The sequence below is a fragment of the Rhodococcus spongiicola genome, assembly GCF_004011835.1.
In the GTDB taxonomy this organism is placed as follows: domain Bacteria; phylum Actinomycetota; class Actinomycetes; order Mycobacteriales; family Mycobacteriaceae; genus Prescottella; species Prescottella spongiicola.
The window spans coordinates 705,862-724,170 of sequence record NZ_RKLN01000001.1 but is presented as its reverse complement, the minus strand read 5'-3'; the positions used below and the strand labels follow the sequence as shown (position 1 = coordinate 724,170).

Below are 18,309 nucleotides of genomic sequence, written 5' to 3'. Positions count from 1 at the left end.
GTTTCGTGGCCACATCGGCGACTCACGATCAGCGTCCGTAGTCTCTCGCCGATGTAGCGGTCTCTCAGCCGATGTAGCGCTGCAGACGAGCGGAGAAGCGAGGTTCGAGTGGGCCGTCGGCGACGACACGCTCCTCGACGTAGGCCAGGTCGCCGTCCTCGACGATGCCGTACAGGCGCTTGGCGCCACCGATCAGCTCACCGGATTGGCTACGGATCACCACGTCGGTCGCCAGTTCCCACGACGACTGCGTCAGCGCCTCACCGTAGAACAGTTCGACGACGCCGGAGGCATGCGTGAGCAAGAGTTCGAGGACTTCCTCGTTCTCGCTGCCGGGGGCACCGTCGCCGGAAACCCTCCAGAAGCCGGTCTCGCGCTGATCCGGACCCGCGTAGCCGCCGGTCTCGTCGAGACGCCACGAACGCGACTCCCACGACAGATAGTTGCCGCCGTCATGTGAGACGACGATCTGCTGACCGAAGCGGTAGTCGCCGGTCTCGGGATGGCGACCCTCGCCCTCGCCACGCCACACGCCCACCATCGGCAGCAGTGCGAGCATGCCGGGATGCAGGTCCGGCCCCATGCGCAGGTTGGCGGTGTCGGTCAACGGCAGATCCGGCAGGTTCGTGATGTTGCGCCCCGCAGTCTCCTTCGCACGCTCCACCGCGCCTGCGACCGCGCGGTCACCGCTACCCCGGACTGCGTGCGAATCGGCGCCGTCACGGTGTTGAGGCGTCGACTCGGGGTCCGTTTCCCGGCCCTGACTCACGGCTTGTCGGTGACCAGCCGGTACACGACGTACAGCGAGAACCAGGTGATCAGGAGTGCGGCAAGAACAAGCAGAACCTCGAAGAAAATGACCACGGCGCCCATCTTAGACCGGGTCCTGAGGGTCAAATCGAAGAGGGGCGCCGTTCCTGTCGGAACGACGCCCCTCTTCGGCCACGGCAAGGAACGATCTACTTGGCGACCGTCACATCGACATTGTGGACGCCTGCGCCGGACGGGCTGAGCCGGACATCGCCGTTGCCGGAGCTGGACAGCGCGCGCACCTTCCAGTCGCCAGGGGCAGCGAAGAAGCGGAAGTCGCCGGTCGCGGAGGCGACGACCTCGGCGGTGAACTCGTCAGTGCCGTCGAGCAGTCGGACGAACGCGCCGCCGACCGGCTGGCCATCGGCGGACAGCACACGGCCGGTGATGACCGTCTCCGTCTCGACGTTCACGCCAGCGGGCAAGGTCTGGGTCTGAACAGGTGCTCCGCACATAACTCTTATGCTCCCAACTCGATTGGTGCGCCGACCAGCGAGCCGTACTCGACCCAGCTGCCGTCGTAGTTCTTCACGTTCTTCTTGCCGAGGATCTCCTGCAGCACGAACCAGGTGTGGCTCGAGCGCTCGCCGATACGGCAGTAGGCGATGGTCTCCTTCGAGTCGTCGAATCCCTTGTCCGCATACAACTTTGCGAGGTCCTCGTCGGACTTGAAGGTGCCGTCCTCGTTCGCGGTCGTGCTCCACGGGATGTTGATGGCGCCCGGGACGTGGCCGCGCTGCTGTGCCTGCTCCTGCGGCAGATGCGCCGGAGCGAGGATCTTGCCCGAGTACTCGTCGGGGGAGCGCACGTCGACCAGGTTGGCCGAGCCGATCGCGGCGATGACGTCGTCACGGAACGCGCGGATCGAGGTGTCGGGCGTCGCGGCCTTGTACTCGGTGGCCGGACGGGTGACCGTCTCCTTCGACAGCGCACGGCCGTCGAGCTCCCACTTCTTGCGGCCACCGTCGATCAGCTTGACGTCATTGTGGCCGTACAGCTTGAAGTACCAGTAGGCGTAGGCCGCGAACCAGTTGTTGTTGCCGCCGTAGAGCACCACGGTGTCGTCGTTGGCGACGCCCTTCGCGGACAGGAGCGCGGAGAACTGCTCCTGGTTCAGGAAGTCGCGGCGCACGCCGTCCTGCAGGTCCTTCCGCCAGTCGAGTTTGATCGCGCCCTCGATGTGGCCACCGTCGTACGCGGCGGTGTCCTCGTCGACCTCGATGAAGACGGTCTTGGGGGCACTGAGATTCTGCTCGGCCCAGTCTGCGGAGACCAGGACGTCGGAGCGAGCCATGGATTGTCCTTTCGGGTTCGTACGGCGAGTGGGAAATTGTGATACAGGGTGCGCGAGCATGGCTCGAGCGGATCTTGATGGGGTGGTCCCGGGAATCAGGCCATATGCGGGCGGATTCTGCAGGTCACCGATCACGGACGGGAAACGTCGGTCAGCGATGTGAACGCTGGTTACGGGACGAGGAGTCGACCGCCGCGATCAACAGCAGGGACAGCAACAACCACCGAGGCGGCACAGATCGACTGCGCGGCGACGGGTGAGCATGAGCTCGTGGTTGGCGAACACGTGGTGCAGCGTACCCAATTCTCGACGGCTTGGGGCCTCCGGGTCCGAGAAGACCCGAGTCACACCTTCGTCTGCAGTTCGTCGAGGTTGATGATCAGGTCGTCGCCCGATCCTTCGATCACTATCTGCGAGCCCTGTGCGTAGACGTCGGTGGGAATGATGCCGAACGGCAGGGACTGCGGGTCGATCGTCTTGGTGAACCGGTCGAGCACGCCTTGCCGAAGTGGAGCGGGTACCGAGAAGTCTTCCTGTCCCTCCGGCCCGAAATAGAAGTCTGTGGCGACGATCATCAACTGTTCGCCGCGCAGCACCAGGTCGGCCTGTACGCTGACCGACTCTTGCAGCGGGCCCACCGGCACGGTTCCGGTGAACACGATGCCGCCGGTGGTCGGGGAGCCGGAGCCTCCGGAGCCTCCGGTGCCGTCGGACCTGTCCGCCGGCGGAGCGGAAACCTGCAGGTCGGGAATGCCGAGGAACTTTCCCAGATCGGTGGGGTCGATCATCATCCGACCTTCCAGATGGTCCACCGGTACCTCGTGAACCGACCCGTCGACGATCTCGGCGGCCGAGACCGACACCCCGTTCAGCGTCGCCTCGATCGTCACGTCCCCGATCATCTCGTTCGGCACCTGGCGCGCCCGCACCTCGACGTCGTTGTATTTCCCGTTCCACGCCTGGGTGAGGAACGGGAATCCGTGGATGGTGACCTCTGGGTCGGCGGTGAGGGAGCCGCCCTCGCGCAGGGCACGCGAGACCTGGTACTCGGAGTAGGCGGCCGCGCCGAAGTCGACGACCACAACGAGTCCGATAAGGCACGCCAGTCCGATTATCAGTTTCCGCACTGCACCATTCTTACCGGCGATGCCAGGTACCGGTGGGACGGTAAGCTGCGAAGTCGCGCTAATCTGTCCGCGAACAAGAACGTCGGTCCACTCGGTGTCGGTCCTTCGCCGGCACCCGCGCCGCGAGAGAGGGAGGTTGAGTGGAGCTACTTCTTCTGACCTCCGACCCCAATCCGGAGACGGTGCTGCCCTCGTTGGCTCTGCTGTCGCATTCCGTGCGCCCCGCTCCGACAGAAGTGTCGTCCCTGCTCGAGGCGGGTTCTGCGGACGTGGCGATCGTCGATGCGCGAACCGACCTGGCGGCTGCTCGCGGGTTGTGTCGGCTGCTCGGTAGTACGGGATCGGCAGTCCCCGTGGTCGCGGTGCTCACCGAGGGCGGCCTTGTCGCGGTCAATTCGGACTGGGGTCTCGACGACATCCTGCTCCCGACGACGGGACCTGCCGAGCTCGATGCGCGGCTGCGCCTGCTCGTCGGCCGCAACGGCGGTCCGGAAAGTCCCGAATCGGCGGGGAGGATCACTCTCGGCGAACTGGTGATCGACGAGGGTACGTACACCGCGCGACTGCGCGGCCGCCCCCTCGACCTGACTTACAAGGAGTTCGAGCTCCTCAAGTACCTGGCCCAGCACGCGGGACGGGTATTCACCCGGGCTCAGCTGCTGCAGGAAGTGTGGGGCTACGACTTCTTCGGCGGCACCCGCACCGTCGACGTTCACGTGCGGCGCCTGCGCGCCAAACTCGGTTCCGAGTACGAGTCCCTCATCGGCACCGTCCGCAACGTTGGATACAAGGCGGTGCGTCCCGCGCGTACCACGAACCGGTCCGGGACTCAGGGCGAACCTACCGACTCGGATTTGGACTCGGAGCCGGAGTCGGACACCGCGGACCTGACCCCTACCAACGAATCGGCGTATTAGATGAAGAGCCAACAGCTCGACTGGATCGATTCACCGGCGGTCGAGGTGGTGCGCCGTCTCATCGACCGAGCCACCGTCGAGGACGGGACCGCACCGGTGTCCGAGCAGGCTGTGCACGCTCTCGACGGATCCGGCAACGCTCGGCACCTGGTCAGCATCGTCGATGGCGAGGTCGTCGGCTACGCCCAGCTCGAGCCGGGTCACGGCGACCATCCGCCGATGGCCGAGGTTGTCGTGGATCCGTCGGCCCGCGGTGCCGGCATCGGTGGGCGGCTGGTCGCGGAGGTGCTGCAGGCGGGCGGGCCGGACACTCGCGTATGGGCGCACGGCAATCTTCCGGCTGCGATCGCCGTCGCGCGGCGGCTCGACCTCGTCGGTGCCCGTGAGCTGTTGCAGCTGCGGCGTTCGCTGACGACACCCGAACTGCCCGACCTCGTCGTCCCCGACGGGGTCACACTGCGGACCTACCGTGGCCATGAGGATGACGCCGAGTTGCTACGGGTCAATGCGGCGGCGTTCGCCTGGCATCCGGAGCAGGGGACGTGGACACAGCGCGAGATCGACGAGCGTCGCGCCGAGGCATGGTTCGACGCGGAGGGGCTGTTCCTCGCATACCCGGGTGGCGGAGATACCGGAGGGGACACGAGCCGTCTGCTCGGCTTCCACTGGACCAAGGTGCACCCGCCGGAGAACGGCAGCCTCGCGCTGGGGGAGGTCTACGTCGTCGGGATCGATCCGAAGGCTCAGGGGCGGGGCCTGGGCCGTGTGCTGACCCTGGCGGGGTTGCACCACCTGCGGGACCGGGGTCTCGGCACGGCGCTCTTGTACGTCGAGGGTGACAACACCGCGGCGCTGCACACGTACGAGCGGCTCGGGTTCGAGCCGTTCCACATCGACGTCGCGTACGCGGCCCGAGCTTGATCGCGCGCGTCGGGGCCTGACTGATTGGTGTGGCCGCCTGTGTGACGTAGGTCGCGAAATTCCCCTGGGGTGTTCATCTCCCGTTCACCGGACAGGGCCCAACTGGCTACCGCGGTTCCTTAGTTTCTGGGCTGGGTAGCGCAGGGCTGCCCGGTGCGGACATGTACGGCCCGCACCTCCATGCCGCCCGATTGCGGGCGAGACGCTAGAACAGCGGAGGACAAGGGTGAACCTCAAGCGAAACGGCGCACTACTCGGAGTGGTGGCCGTCGGCGCCATGACCCTGGCGGCGTGCGGCAGCGACAACAACGCTGGATCGTCGACCGTCGACACCTCCGCATCGGAGGCGTCGTGCGAGGGTAAGGAAAGGCTCTCCGGGGCAGGCTCGTCCGCGCAGAAGAACGCGATGGACCAGTTCACCTCCAGCTACATCGCAGCCTGCCAGCAGAAGGGCGCGTCCGTCAACGTCGCCTACAACCCCAGCGGCTCCGGAGACGGTCGCACGCAGTTCATTGCGGACCAGGTCGACTTCGCGGGCTCCGACTCCGCCATCTCGGGGGAGCAGGCCGAACTGGCCAAGGAGCGCTGCGCGGGCAATGACCCATGGAACCTGCCCCTGGTGTTCGGTCCGGTCGCGCTCGCGTACAACCTCGACGGCGTCGACGACCTGGTACTCAGCGGCGAGACCATTGCACAGATCTTCAACGGTGGAATCACGCGATGGAATGATCCGGCCATCGCCGCGCTCAACCCCGATGCTGCGCTGCCGGACGAGGAGATCAGCCCGATCTCCCGTTCCGACTCCTCGGGCACCACCGACAACTTCCAGAAGTACCTGATGGCCGCGTCCAACGGTGCATGGACCGCCGGCGCGGGCTCGGACTTCGTGGGTGGTGTCGGTGAAGGTGCCAAGGGCTCGGCTGGTGTCGCGCAGGCCGTCTCGTCCGATCCCGGTTCGATCACCTACGTCGAGAAGTCGTTCGCCGATCAGCAGAACCTGCCGGCCGCGCAGATCGACACCGGATCCGGCCCGGTGGAGCTGTCGCTGGAGACAGCGTCGAAGGCCATCGAGGACGCGGCGTTCGCGGGCTCGGGCACGGGTGACATGACGCTCGACCTGACGTCGATCTACGGCACCACCGAGGCCGGCGCCTACCCGCTCGTCCTGGCGACCTACGAGATCGTGTGCTCTGCCGGCTACGACGCCGAAACCTCTGCTGCGGTGAAGTCGTTCCTGACCAGCGCCGCGAACGAGGGCCAGCAGACCCTGGGTGAGCAGGGGTACGTGCCGCTGCCGGAATCGTTCGTTGCCAAGCTCGACGAGTCGATCGCGGCCATCGGCTGATCTCGAATTATCAACCCTCGGACCGCCCGTCTATATTCGGACAGAGAAATATGAGCGCAGATGACTGACGCGAGTACACAGTCGACACCACGCGCCAGCGGCCCCGCGGACCGCGGGGCCGAGGTGGGCGGTCCGAGCGGCATTCCGGAGGCCCCGATCACATCTTCACAAGCAACGAAGAGCAAGACGGTCACGCGTCCTGCGGACCGAATCTTCGGGTCACTAGCGTCGGGGTCTGCGGCCTTCGTCACACTGCTCGTCGCGGCGGTTGGCGTCTTCTTGGTCTGGCGCGCGGTCCCCGCGCTCCAGCGCAACGAGGCCAACTTCCTCACCAGTCGGGTGTGGGAAACCACGAACATCGACGACATGGCGTTCGGCGTCATGGACCTGTTCATCACGACGGTGAAGGTTTCGGTGTTTGCGCTCATCCTCGCGATGCCGGTCGCGTTGGGTATCGCGATCTTCCTCACGGAGTACGCGCCGCCGCGCCTCGCGCGACCTCTCGCATACGCGATTGATCTGCTCGCCGCGGTGCCGTCCATCGTCTACGGCCTGTGGGGTCTGCTGGTGTTCGCGCCCGCCGCCGCGCCGGTCGCGATGTGGCTCAACGAGCAGCTCGGCTGGATCCCCTTCTTTGCGGACGGTTCCGGTTCGATCGACGCCGGCGGCACCGTCTTCACCGCCGGCATCGTGTTGGCGGTGATGATCTTGCCCGTCATCACGGCGGTCACTCGCGAGGTTTTCGCACAAACTCCCAAGTCGCACATCGAGGCGGCGCTCGCGCTCGGAGCCACCCGCTGGGAAGTGGTGCGCACCACGATCATTCCGTTCGGTAAGTCCGGCTACATCAGCGGATCGATGCTGGGCCTCGGGCGCGCATTGGGTGAGACGATGGCGCTGTACATGATCCTGCGGACCACCTCGATACCGGCGACATGGCTCTCGCTCAACGATTCCGGCTCGACGATCGCCTCCAAGATCGCGCTCGGATACGCCGAGTTCAACAACGACATCCAGGCGGGCGCCTACATCGCCGCCGGTCTGGTCCTCTTCGTGCTCACCTTCGTGGTCAATGCGGCCGCCCGCGCCGCGATCGCAGGAAAGCGAGACTGACCGATGACCAGCGTTCTCGACAAGCCGATCAAGGCGCCCGCGTTCCAGGGCGTCGGGATCCGGCGCCGAGTCACCGATCTCACCGCGACGATCCTCGTTTCTCTGTCTGTCGTCGTCGCACTCGTGCCGCTCGTGTGGGTGCTGTGGACAGTTGTCGTCGAGGGCTTGCCGGCCATCACGTCGCAGACGTGGTTCACGAACTCGTTCAGCGGACTGTCCGCCTCCGCCATGGGTGGCGGTGTCTACCACGCCCTCGTCGGCACCCTCATGCAGGGACTCGTGTGCGCGATCCTGGCTGTTCCGCTCGGCCTGTTCGTAGCCGTCTACCTCGTTGAGTACGCAGGCAACTCGCGTCTCGGCAAACTCACGACCTTCATGGTGGACATCCTCTCGGGTGTCCCGTCGATAGTCGCAGCCCTGTTCATCTACGCGCTGTGGATCGCGACCTTCGGCTTCCCGAAGTCGGCGTTCGCAGTGTCCCTCGCCCTGGTGTTGCTGATGGTTCCGGTGGTGGTCCGCAGCACCGAGGAGATGTTGCGGGTCGTGCCGACCGACCTGCGGGAGGCGTCGTACGCACTGGGCGTACCGAAGTGGAAGACCATCGCGCGCATCGTCGTTCCGACCGCGCTGCCGGGCATCATCACCGGTGTCATGCTGGCCCTGGCCCGTGTGCTCGGTGAGACCGCTCCGCTGCTGATCCTGGTCGGCTACGCCCCATTCATCAACTTCGACCTGTTCGGTGGGGAGATGGGCACCCTGCCGGGTGTGATGGTCGCGGAGATGAACAACCCGACCGATGCCGGCTCCAACCGGATCTGGGGCGCGGCGCTGACCCTGATCCTGCTGATCGCGCTCCTCAATGTGATCGCGAAGGTGATCGGTCACTTCACGTCGGTGCGCAAACAGTGAGTACCGAAACCGCGTCGATCGGACCGATCGGCCCACGTCCCGAACCCTGTCAGTTGATACTCGAGCTAACGCCCACACCACTAGGGAGCCGTTGAATGGCCAAGCGTCTGGATCTCAAGGACGTCAACATCTACTACGGCAAGTTCCACGCCGTCGCCGATGTCGGGCTGTCGGTCCCCCCGCGCAGTGTCACCGCGTTCATCGGTCCGTCGGGCTGCGGCAAGTCGACGGTGCTGCGGTCGCTCAACCGCATGCACGAGGTGACGCCAGGTGCCCGAGTCGAGGGCTCGGTCCTGCTCGACGGAGAGGACATCTACGGCTCCAATGTCGACCCGGTGGGTGTGCGCAAGACGATCGGCATGGTGTTCCAGCGTCCCAACCCGTTCCCGACGATGTCGATCCGCGACAACGTGGTGGCGGGGCTCAAGCTCCAGGGCGTGCGCGACAAGAAGAAGCTCGACGAGATTGCCGAGCGGTCGCTGCGGGGCGCGAACCTGTGGAACGAGGTCAAGGATCGTCTCGACAAGCCGGGCGGTGGCCTGTCCGGTGGTCAGCAGCAGCGCCTGTGCATCGCACGTGCCACCGCGGTCTCACCCGACGTGCTGCTGATGGACGAGCCGTGTTCGGCGCTGGATCCGATCTCGACGATCGCGATCGAGGACCTCATCACCGAACTCAAGCAGGACTTCACGATCGTCATCGTCACGCACAACATGCAGCAGGCTGCGCGTGTGAGTGACCAGACGGCGTTCTTCAACCTCGAGGCCACCGGTAAGCCGGGTCGGCTGGTCGAGATCGACGACACCGAGAAGATCTTCTCGAACCCCTCCAAGAAGGCGACCGAGGACTACATCTCGGGCCGATTCGGCTGAGCGGCCGCCTGATCGCGGGGCTGTGTCACGGCCGCACGATCGTGGGCGGTGTCACGGCACCGGGATCTGCGGGATCACGCAACCGGATGTCGGCCACCAGGCCGTGATGATCGGATCCGACGATCTCGATGCGCTCGAGGCTGGTCACGACGGCGCCCTTGGTGATGATGCGGTCGATGCCGGTCACGGCGGGAAACCACCTGTTGGCCGGCATGGTCGGCACTAATCCGGCGCCCACCTGGTCGGCGGCGTCGACATAGCCGTCGGTGAGCAGGTCCCGGTACTGACGCTGTGGGTAGCTCGCGTTGAAATCTCCGCTCACGACGACGTTGTCACGCAAGGTGTTCGCTGTCATCTCGCTGTGCACACCCCGTAGTTCTGCGGCCCACATCCGGGCGGGGAAGAGGACGGCGGGTGCGGGGTGGACCGCGATGAGGGCAAGAGATTCCTCGAGCCCTACGTCGACGTCCGCAGTGAGATTCGCCGACAGGTACCCCGTGAGCTCACGGGTATTCGACAGCGGGAAGCGACTGTAGATCGCGCCACCCAACCCGTCGGGGCTGTCGGAGACGACGAACTGATGTGGCAGCAGCTCGCCGAGTCCGGCCGCGCGCAACCCGTCTACCGACTCGTCGGTGATCTCCTGCACAGTGAGAATGTCCACTTCGCGGCCGCGAACCGTTTCAACCAGGTCGACGGGATCCGCTTGTCCCACTTTGATGTTGGCTTGCATGAGACGAACCGTGGGACCGGTGGCTTCGGCGGGATCGATGCCGCCGGCCCCCGGGATGTAGAGGGGGGCGAGCGCAGCCGCGCCGACCGCGCAGACGGCGAGACAGGCCGCCTGGACGGCCCACTCCTTGGCCAACGCGGCGACAACGGCGCCGACGAGGGCAACGACGAGCAGCGTCGGGGTCATCGCGGCCAGCAGGACGGGGAAGCGTTCGTCCACAGCAATCATGGACGCGATCAGTCCGGCCGCGCCCAGCGCGCCGCAGAATGCCGCGAAGACCCGGGCCATGTTGCGGGCCGTGCGCTGGTCAATCATCTCTCGATCATCCCCCGCTTCCATGGAGCTCGGCGGCTGAGACGGGTTCCTGTGGGAAAGGTAACCACAGGTGCGCTAGGCGTCGGTGGATGTTCCACGCCCTCATGGCCACCGGCGACATGCAGGCAATTGTCCGAATCGCCCAAACATTGCTCGATCTTTAACTACGCTCCTGCGTCAAGTCGGAAGGGCACCAGGCGGCGCCGAGGGGGGACGGCGTGTGGTTCGAGTCGGGGTGCCCGGTCCGGAAGTGCAGTGCCCACCGGGAAGGACATCACGTGAAACTGAAGACCCTTGCTCCGGCCATCGCAGCCTTCGCTGCCGTCGGTCTCGTGGCCTCGGGTTGCGCCAGCGACGGCTCCGAGGCAACGCCAATGAACGCCGCGACCGGCGAGCCCATCAAGGTCGGCCAGATCCTCTCGATCGAGGCCGGGGGCCTGTCCGTCGCGAGCCAGGCTGCCGGCATGACGGCGTCGATCGAGGCGTTCAATTCCCGCGGCGGTGTATCCGGGCGTCCGCTCGAGTTGATCCAGTGTGACTCGATGGGTGATCCGAACAAGGAAGTCGACTGTGCAAACAAGATGGTCAGCGAGGGGGTGACCGCGACGCTCGCGGACTTCACACCGGCCTCGCCGGATTCGGTGTCCGAGATTCTCGCGACGGCCGGAATCCCGCGGATCGGCATGAACCCCATGGCCATCGCGGACTTCTCCACGCCCAATGTGTTCACACCGTTCGCGGGATCGCTGCTGACCCTCTACGCGAACGTCGATGCGCTGGTGTCGCAGGACAAGACCAAGCTGACATTGATGCGTCCCGACTCACCGGTCGCGGCGATGCTCAACCAGCTGCTGGGCCCGGCGGTCCAAGCCAAGGGCGCCCAGATCGTCAACGAGGTGGCGGTCGGTGCGGGAGCGACCGACTACACACAGTTCATTGCCGCGGCCGAGCGCAATGACGCGCAGGGCGTGATCATGGCGCTCCCGGCCACCGAGGCGAACCAGATCGCCGACGCGTTCGAGCAGCTGGGCTCCGATCTCGGATTCGCGCTGGCCGCAACCGGCTTCACGGAGGAAGACCTGCTGAACCTCGGCACCTTCGCGACGTCGGCGATCTACACGAGTCCGGTGCCCGCACCGTCGTCGAGCACCGACGACTTCCCCGGTCTGGTGCCGTTCCTCGACGACATGCGCGCCGCGGGTAGCGAGGATCTCGAACGACAGAATCTGAACGGCACCGAGATCTTCTCGTGGCTCTCGGTCCGCGCATTCGGTGAGATCGCCTCGACGCTGGAGACCATCGACTCGACCACGGTCATGCAGGGATTCGAGAACGCACAGGACATTGACATGCTCGATCTGGTGCCGGCCTGGACTCCGAATGCGGTGGAGCCGTTCGGCATCTTCCAGAGGGTGTCCAACACGATGATGTACAAGATGACCTTCGACGGTGACGTCGTGGTCACCGACCCGAACATGTTCGACCTGCGTACCCAGTAGCCCTGATGGTGCGGGTCCGGCCCAGCGAACCGGGCCCGCACCGGTCTCCCCGGAGGTTCGCATGACGGAACTGCTGCAGTTCGCCATCCTCGGGCTCGGCGCCGGCTCAGCCTACGCCTTGCTCGCGCACGGGGTGGTGCTGGTCTACCGCGGATCGGGCGTGGTCAACTTCGCGCAGGGCGCGATGGCGATGGTCGCGGCCTACATCTGTCTGGAAACCTTTCAGCGTGAGTATGATTGGTCGCTCCTGACGTCGTTCGTCGTGGCCGTGCTGGCGGTCGCGGGAATCGGATTCCTGTTCCACCAGTTGGTGTTGCGCTGGCTGGCGACGGCGGCGCCGATCGTCCGACTCGCCGCGACACTCGGGCTCTTGGTGATCCTCCAGGCCGGAGTCCAGCAGTTCTACGGATCGAAATCGACCCGGGTACGGTCCTTCCTGCCGAACGACGTCTACCACTGGGGTGGCATCGTGGTGCAGCAGGACCGTCTGATCCTGCTCGGCATCGCGGTGGCAACGACGGTGGCGCTGTGGGCGGCGACCCGCTTCACCCGCGTGGGACTGGCGATCACGGCCGCCTCCGAGAACGAGCGTGCGACGGCCGCTCTCGGGTGGTCGCCGCAGCGGCTGGCCGCACTGACCTGGACGGTCGGCGGCGGGCTGGCGGGCGCAGCGGGCATTCTCGTCGCGCCGCTCACCGGACTTACGCCCACTGCGTTCGTCGTCATCGTCACGGTCTCGAGCCTCGCGGCCGCGCTACTCGGTGGATTCCGGTCGTTTCCGCTCACGTTGCTCGGCGGACTTCTCCTCGGCGTGGGTGAGAGCGTCGTCGTTCTCTATCAGGACGACATCCGCGATCTGCTCGGCATGCAAACGCTCACAGGCATCAATCGCGCGGTTCCGTTCCTGGTGATCCTCGTCGTTCTTGTCGTACGCGGGAAGGGACTGCCGCTGCGCAGCCATGTGACCGACCGGCTCCCGAGACTGGGGACGGGGCGGATCGTTTGGCCGGCAGCGATTGTCGCGGTCGTCGTGATCGGCGTGATAGTCGGGTCGGGCGGTGATTGGTTGCGGTCGCTGACGGCGACGATCGCCGCGGCGGTGTTCCTGCTGTCGATCGTGGTGCTGTCCGGGTTCGCGGGACAGTTGTCGTTGGCGCAGTACACCGTCGGCGGACTCGGCGCTCTGGTCGCCGCGCGACTGATCGGGCAGGCGGGGTGGCCGCTGATCCCTGCCGCGCTGGTCGCCATCGTCGGGGTGATCTTGGTAGGTGTGCTGTTCGCGCTCCCGGCCTTGCGGACGCGAGGTGTCAATCTTGCCGTCGTCACACTCGGTCTCGGCTTCACGATCCAGGAGATGGTGTTCAACAACCCCACGTTCACCGGTGACAGGGTGCAGGGTGCCGTGCGAATCGACTCGGTGAGTCTGCTCGGATTCGACGTTTCGGCCGCCCACCACCCCGAGCGGTGGGCGCTGCTGTGCCTGTTCGTCCTGGTGGTGTGTGCCCTCATGGTTGCGAACCTGCGGCGTTCGCGAACCGGACGGCGGCTGATCGCGGTGCGCACCAACGAGCGCGCCGCCGCGTCACTGGGGATCAGCGTGTTCGCCGTCAAGATCTACGCCTTCGCGCTGGCCGCCGGGCTGGCTGCCGCTGCGGGAATCCTGTTGGGGCTGCGCAATATTGCCGTCACCTATTTCGAGTTCAACGTCTTCGCGTCGATCAACGCCGTGGTGCAGGCCGTTTCCGGAGGCCTGGGATATGTGCTCGGCGCCGTGATCGGCGGGCTGCTCGCTCCAGGTGCGCTGCTGAGCCGGCTGTTCGAGGGCGGCGGGGCCTCCGGGGTGGTGTCGACGTTGGTCGGTGGCGTGGTGCTGATCGTGATCCTGCTGACCAATCAGAACGGCATCGCCGACATGCTCTCCCGCGTGGGTCGCGTGGTCGAGCGTCGGTTGCGGCGGGACCGCCCACGGCATCGTTACGTGCACGACCTGCAGGAGGTGCGGGACTTCGATCTCGACCCGGTACCGCCGCGCGGGCTCGCGGTGCGTGGTCTCACGGTGCGTTTCGGGGGTGTGACAGCGGTCGACGGGGTGAGCCTCGAAGTAGCCCCAGGGCAGGTGGTGGGGCTCATCGGCCCGAACGGCGCCGGCAAGACCACCGTGATCGACGCCGTCACCGGCTTCGTTGCTCCGGAAAAGGGGCAGGTGTTGCTCGGCGAAGTCGACGTGATCGAGTGGAGCGCCGCACGGCGTTCGAAGGCGGGGATGCGGCGGTCGTTCCAGTCACTCGAGCTGTTCGAGGACATCACGGTTGCCGAGAACATCCATGCCGGCGCGGACGACAGTCGGTGGTGGACATGGCTGACGGATCTGATCCGTCCCGGCCGACACCGCTTCTCGGCAACGGCGTCCGCGGCGGTCGTCGACTTCGAGCTCGAAGACGATCTCGACGCGATGCCTGGCGAACTCTCCTATGGGAGAAGAAGACTCGTCGGGATTGCGCGAGCGGTCGCGGCAGGTCCCTCGGTCGTCCTGCTCGACGAGCCCGCCGCTGGACTGGACGAGGTGGAGAGCCGCGAGTTGGCGGACGGCATCCGCATGCTCGCGGACCGCCGCAGGGCGGCAGTGTTGTTGGTCGAGCACGACATGGATCTGGTGATGTCGACATGCGACCGGATCGTTGTCCTCGAAGGCGGCCGGGTGATCGCGGACGGGATTCCGCAGGAGGTTGCCGCCGACGAGAGGGTGCGGGTGGCCTATCTGGGAACGCACGACGACAGCGAGATGACAGGAGCCACGCCATGACGGCGATCGATCAGCAGACGAGCGTCCTCGAATTCAGTGGTGTGAGTGCAGGATACGGTGGCGTCACGGTGTGCCGGGACGTGAACTTGACGGTTCGGTCCGGCGAGGTGGTGGCCCTTATCGGCGCCAACGGGGCCGGTAAGTCCACGACGATGTGCACCGCTGCGGGGGAGTTGACCCCGCTCTCCGGTCAGGTCCGGGCGCTCGGGCAGGCGCGGCGGGCGTCGTTGGCGCAGCTGGCGAAACGAGGTCTGAGCTACGTCACCGAGGAAAGATCGATGATCATGGCTCTCACGGCGGCCGAGAACTTGCGTCTGGCAGGGGTTTCCGCCGACTCGGCATGCGCGATCTTCCCGGATCTGCGCCCACTGTTGCGTCGACCGGCGGGGCTACTCTCGGGTGGCGAACAGCAGATGCTCACGCTCGCTCGCGCATTGGCGCGCAGGCCGCGCCTGCTGCTCGCCGACGAGCTGTCGCTAGGTCTCGCACCGCAGATCGTCAGCCGGCTGCTCGCGGTGGTGCGCTCCGCAGCGACCTCGGATGGTGTCGGCGTGCTGTTGGTGGAGCAACATGTCCGACAGGTGCTCGAGGTGGCAGACCGGGTCTACGTGATGCGCCGCGGTCGCGTCATCCGTGAAGGCACGGCAGCCGAGATCGCCGCAGACCTCGAATCCGTACAGCGGGCGTACCTTATGGGAGACAGCGACTGAGAGCACGCAGGTACACCGTTGCGGCCTCGCCGTCTACGGCTGGGTGTAAGACGTGAGGTCCTCGGACTCGTTTTGCGGTTCCTCCGGCATCTTGCCGGTGACGAGGAAGATGACCCTGCGAGCGACTTCGACGGTGTGGTCGGCGAAACGCTCGTAGAAACGGCCCAACAGCGTCACATCGACGGCAGCGGCGACGCCGTGCTTCCACTCCGGGTTCATGATTACACGGAACAGGTGGCGGTGGAGATCATCCATCGCGTCGTCCTCTTCGCGCAGCTTGGCTGCGCGCTCGGGATCACGGGTCTCGAGGACTTCCTTTGCACTGGCGCCGAGGGCTACGGCGATGCGGCCCATTTCGGCGAAGTAGCCGTTGACCTCCTCGGGGAGGACGTAATTGGGGTGGCGACGGCGCGTGATCTTGGCGACGTGCAGTGCGAGCGCACCCATGCGGTCGATGTCGGAGACGATCTGGAGCCCGCTGACCACCGACCGCAGGTCGCCGGCTACCGGCGCTTGCAGGGCGAGCAACGCGAAGGCTCGCTCCTCAGCGGCGACACTGAGCTCGGTGATCTTCTCGTGCTCACCGATGACCTGTTCGGCGAGCTCGAGATCTGCTTGCAGAAGCGACTGAGTGGCCTTTTCCATGGCCGCCCCGGCCAAGCCGGCCATCTCGCCGAGGAGATCCGCCAGCTCGGTCATCTGTTCGTTGTAGGCGACGCGCATGAGATCACACTTTACGGTGCGGCGGAAACCATGTCGCCACATTCCGGTGAACGTCCAATGAATGCCCGGCGGCTCAGGGCTCCGCGCACGGGTTGTCGGTCGCGTTGGTCACCGACAGATCAGCCGGCAATTCGATCTGCTCGACCTCGGCAATGCGAGTCGGCCCCGCGTCGACGGTCGTACCGGCTGCCGCCGGTGCCGTCACGGTGCGGCGAAAGTCGGTGCCGAGGACCACCTCGACGATGTTGTTGAGGCGGGACGCCTGCTCGAGCACCGCGCCCGGGATCGACGACGCCACGGTCGCCGCTTCCGCCTCATATCCCGGCGGAAAGCGGACGAGCGTTTCGGTGCTGGTCTCGTCGTAGTTCCCGATGTTGTAGATCTGGTAGCCGTATGCGGCGAGCCCGTCGGCGGTTGTGGAGGCCAGCCCGGACTGACCCGTGCCGTTCGAAACCTGCAGGTTCAACTCTTCCGGGCTGACCGCGAGCAGGGTCTGCTCGGGGCTCGGGACGGGCTCGGCCGGCGGGGTCTCCTCGTCGCTGCGCTTCTCGCCGGGCAGTGGCTCGTCATCGATGATGGCCTGGAAGATGTTCTCGATGTCGTCGAGGCGGGGTATCTCGTTGCCCCGATCGTTGGTGCCGTCTGTCGGGACCGTGATGAACGTGACCGCGCCGGCGTCGACGTTGCGAAGCGATTGGCCGAGGGTGAGCAGCGACTTGGTATCGATGTTCTCGACGAATGTTGACTCCGAGAACGCGTTGATGAAGCCGTTGAGCTTGCCCGGATCGAAGAGCACCTTGCTCGACATCGCCTCGCGCAACAGCGCCGAGAGGAAGTACTGCTGTCGCTTGATCCGCCCGTAGTCGCTGCTGCCTTCGTACACGATGTGACGGGCACGTACGTAGTCGAGCGCCTGCTTGCCGTCGAGGGTCTGGGTGCCCGCAGTCGGCAGGATCACGCCGAGTTCGCCGTCGATCATGGGCTGCGGGGCGCACACCTCGACACCGCCGACCTCGTCGACCATGCTCTCGAACCCCGCGAAGTCCATGCCGACGAAGTGTCCAATCTTCAACCCCGACATCTTCTGGATGACCTTGACCAGACACTTGGGCCCGCCCAGTGCATAGGTGGCATTGAGCTTCTCACCGTCCGCGGCCAGGTACGTCTCGTCGGTGTAGGTGCCCGTATCGTTGTCCCAGCCGTCGCACTGCGGTCGTTGGACGTCGAGGTCGCGAGGAAAGGAGACCGCCACTACGCGGCTTCGGTCGGCAGGGACGGTGATGAGCATGACGGTGTCGGATCGCGCGCCCTCGGCGTCCGCCACGGTGCCGGCCCCGACCTCGCCCGCAGCGCCCGCGCGGGTGTCGGTGCCGACGATCAGGTACGTCTCGTCGCCGGTCTGCCCACCCGCGTCGATGATGTCGGTGGAATCGGTGTCGAGAGCGGATACCTGCGAGAACCGGCCCTCGGTCGAGCGTAGGTATCCCCACACGACGCCGGTCGTGAGTAGTGCCAGCACCGCTACGAAGGCGATTGCGGACCGTCCGGCCAGCAGCAGTTTGCGCCGCTTGCGGTCCCGGCTCGCCGCGAGCCGGGTGCGGTTGGGTGCGCCGACCGACTGAGGTGCGGCGGGGCTCGCGGTCTCTTCCGCCCAGGCTGGGGCCACCGGATCCGGTTCGGGCTCGGCGAACCACCGTTCCCCGTGTTGGTCAGGTTCTGCGCGCGGGTCGAATGCGGGGGGACCGTCGGTGACCGCCGGAATGATCTCGGTGGATGCGCCTTGGCCCGACTCGGGTGCGTGCACGGCGGGGTAGCCGGGCTCCTGGACGGGCTCGGGCCCCTCGCGGTGCGCGCCGTTGAAGGACGGCGGTACCGGGCGGCCCATCTTTGCCATCAGGTCGGCGACGGACAGTCGCTCGGTTGGTTCAGTTGCTTCGCTGTCGAGTGCTCGACGGCCCCGTCGACCGGCCTGTTGGTCGCGGTACTGGTGGTCGGCGAGGGGACGTTCCCAGGGGGCGCGGCCTTCTGGCGCACCGCGACCGGGATAGTGCTCGTCACCCACCTATTCGCCCTGCCCTCTCCGACTCCAAATTGATACCGTTGCTCGACGATGCCGCAATGATACTGATGTAGATATGCGCGGACATCGGCGCTCGACACGGCCAAACCGGCGGTGCGATTGGTTGGTAGTTGCGGTGTGGGAGGTGTCGCAGGTGGA

Annotated in this window: 16 protein-coding genes; 9 read left to right on the top strand and 7 right to left on the bottom strand. The window is 66.0% G+C overall.

Annotated elements, in window-relative coordinates:
• Positions 1–64: 64 nt before the first annotated feature.
• The 4 genes from EF834_RS03390 to EF834_RS03375 all read right to left on the bottom strand — a co-directional run bounded on the left by EF834_RS03390 (position 65) and on the right by EF834_RS03375 (position 3,231).
• On the bottom strand, positions 65–664 hold the full coding sequence (locus EF834_RS03390) for an FABP family protein (protein WP_408014468.1): 600 nt from the start codon (positions 662–664) through the stop codon (positions 65–67).
• Positions 665–959: 295 nt separating this feature from the next.
• On the bottom strand, positions 960–1,265 hold the full coding sequence (locus EF834_RS03385; RefSeq protein WP_127945760.1) for a DUF1416 domain-containing protein: 306 nt from the start codon (positions 1,263–1,265) through the stop codon (positions 960–962).
• Between the two features lie 5 nt (positions 1,266–1,270).
• A complete protein-coding gene (locus EF834_RS03380; RefSeq protein ID WP_127945758.1) occupies positions 1,271–2,104 on the bottom strand; it encodes a sulfurtransferase in 834 nt (277 codons plus the stop codon).
• 344 nt (positions 2,105–2,448) lie between these two features.
• Positions 2,449–3,231, bottom strand: coding sequence for an LmeA family phospholipid-binding protein (locus EF834_RS03375; RefSeq protein WP_127945756.1), 783 nt, complete (start codon positions 3,229–3,231; stop codon positions 2,449–2,451).
• A 140-nt stretch (positions 3,232–3,371) separates the two neighbouring features.
• Between EF834_RS03375 and EF834_RS03370 the strand changes: the two genes are divergently transcribed.
• The 6 genes from EF834_RS03370 to pstB all read left to right on the top strand — a co-directional run bounded on the left by EF834_RS03370 (position 3,372) and on the right by pstB (position 9,308).
• Positions 3,372–4,148, top strand: coding sequence for a winged helix-turn-helix transcriptional regulator (locus EF834_RS03370; RefSeq protein WP_127945754.1), 777 nt, complete (start codon positions 3,372–3,374; stop codon positions 4,146–4,148).
• A complete protein-coding gene (gene mshD / locus EF834_RS03365) occupies positions 4,149–5,069 on the top strand; it encodes a mycothiol synthase (protein ID WP_127945752.1) in 921 nt (306 codons plus the stop codon).
• A gap of 226 nt (positions 5,070–5,295) precedes the next feature.
• A complete protein-coding gene (gene pstS, locus EF834_RS03360; RefSeq protein WP_127945750.1) occupies positions 5,296–6,414 on the top strand; it encodes a phosphate ABC transporter substrate-binding protein PstS in 1,119 nt (372 codons plus the stop codon).
• Between the two features lie 60 nt (positions 6,415–6,474).
• The gene (gene pstC, locus EF834_RS03355; RefSeq protein WP_127945747.1) at positions 6,475–7,527 is read left to right on the top strand and encodes a phosphate ABC transporter permease subunit PstC; all 1,053 of its coding nucleotides are present in this window, start codon (positions 6,475–6,477) and stop codon (positions 7,525–7,527) included.
• Between the two features lie 3 nt (positions 7,528–7,530).
• A complete protein-coding gene (pstA, locus tag EF834_RS03350; protein ID WP_127945745.1) occupies positions 7,531–8,436 on the top strand; it encodes a phosphate ABC transporter permease PstA in 906 nt (301 codons plus the stop codon).
• Positions 8,437–8,531: 95 nt separating this feature from the next.
• On the top strand, positions 8,532–9,308 hold the full coding sequence (gene pstB, locus EF834_RS03345; protein WP_127945743.1) for a phosphate ABC transporter ATP-binding protein PstB: 777 nt from the start codon (positions 8,532–8,534) through the stop codon (positions 9,306–9,308).
• A gap of 25 nt (positions 9,309–9,333) precedes the next feature.
• On the opposite strand, the gene EF834_RS03340 is transcribed toward pstB, so the two are convergent.
• Positions 9,334–10,356, bottom strand: a complete 1,023-nt coding sequence (locus tag EF834_RS03340) for an endonuclease/exonuclease/phosphatase family protein (RefSeq protein WP_127945741.1) — start codon at positions 10,354–10,356, stop codon at positions 9,334–9,336.
• 278 nt (positions 10,357–10,634) lie between these two features.
• On the opposite strand from EF834_RS03340, the gene EF834_RS03335 reads away from it, so the two are divergent.
• From EF834_RS03335 to EF834_RS03325, 3 genes are all read left to right on the top strand, one after another.
• On the top strand, positions 10,635–11,855 hold the full coding sequence (locus EF834_RS03335; RefSeq protein ID WP_127945739.1) for an ABC transporter substrate-binding protein: 1,221 nt from the start codon (positions 10,635–10,637) through the stop codon (positions 11,853–11,855).
• A gap of 61 nt (positions 11,856–11,916) precedes the next feature.
• The gene (locus EF834_RS03330) at positions 11,917–14,658 is read left to right on the top strand and encodes an ABC transporter permease subunit (RefSeq protein WP_127945737.1); all 2,742 of its coding nucleotides are present in this window, start codon (positions 11,917–11,919) and stop codon (positions 14,656–14,658) included.
• Positions 14,655–15,368, top strand: coding sequence for an ABC transporter ATP-binding protein (locus tag EF834_RS03325; RefSeq protein ID WP_127945735.1), 714 nt, complete (start codon positions 14,655–14,657; stop codon positions 15,366–15,368). Before EF834_RS03330 ends, EF834_RS03325 begins: the two co-directional genes overlap by 4 nt.
• 33 nt (positions 15,369–15,401) lie before the next feature.
• On the opposite strand, the gene phoU is transcribed toward EF834_RS03325, so the two are convergent.
• Together phoU and EF834_RS03315 are read right to left on the bottom strand one after the other, a co-directional pair.
• Positions 15,402–16,091: a phosphate signaling complex protein PhoU gene (gene phoU, locus EF834_RS03320; protein WP_127945733.1), complete on the bottom strand. Its 690-nt coding sequence runs from the start codon at positions 16,089–16,091 to the stop codon at positions 15,402–15,404.
• 73 nt (positions 16,092–16,164) lie between these two features.
• Complete coding sequence (locus tag EF834_RS03315; protein WP_127945731.1) at positions 16,165–18,153, bottom strand: LCP family protein; 1,989 nt, start codon at positions 18,151–18,153, stop codon at positions 16,165–16,167.
• Positions 18,154–18,309: the final 156 nt, after the last annotated feature.

Bases quoted from the DNA above. Each gene is read 5' to 3' on its own strand.
- pstB (WP_127945743.1), top strand. From the start codon at position 8,532: ATGGCCAAGCGTCTGGATCTCAAGGACGTCAACATCTACTACGGCAAG.
- EF834_RS03380 (WP_127945758.1), bottom strand. From the start codon at position 2,104: ATGGCTCGCTCCGACGTCCTGGTCTCCGCAGACTGGGCCGAGCAGAAT.
- EF834_RS03325 (WP_127945735.1), top strand. From the start codon at position 14,655: ATGACGGCGATCGATCAGCAGACGAGCGTCCTCGAATTCAGTGGTGTG.
- pstA (WP_127945745.1), top strand. From the start codon at position 7,531: ATGACCAGCGTTCTCGACAAGCCGATCAAGGCGCCCGCGTTCCAGGGC.
- EF834_RS03340 (WP_127945741.1), bottom strand. From the start codon at position 10,356: ATGATTGACCAGCGCACGGCCCGCAACATGGCCCGGGTCTTCGCGGCA.
- pstC (WP_127945747.1), top strand. From the start codon at position 6,475: ATGACTGACGCGAGTACACAGTCGACACCACGCGCCAGCGGCCCCGCG.
- phoU (WP_127945733.1), bottom strand. From the start codon at position 16,091: ATGCGCGTCGCCTACAACGAACAGATGACCGAGCTGGCGGATCTCCTC.
- mshD (WP_127945752.1), top strand. From the start codon at position 4,149: ATGAAGAGCCAACAGCTCGACTGGATCGATTCACCGGCGGTCGAGGTG.
- EF834_RS03330 (WP_127945737.1), top strand. From the start codon at position 11,917: ATGACGGAACTGCTGCAGTTCGCCATCCTCGGGCTCGGCGCCGGCTCA.
- EF834_RS03385 (WP_127945760.1), bottom strand. From the start codon at position 1,265: ATGTGCGGAGCACCTGTTCAGACCCAGACCTTGCCCGCTGGCGTGAAC.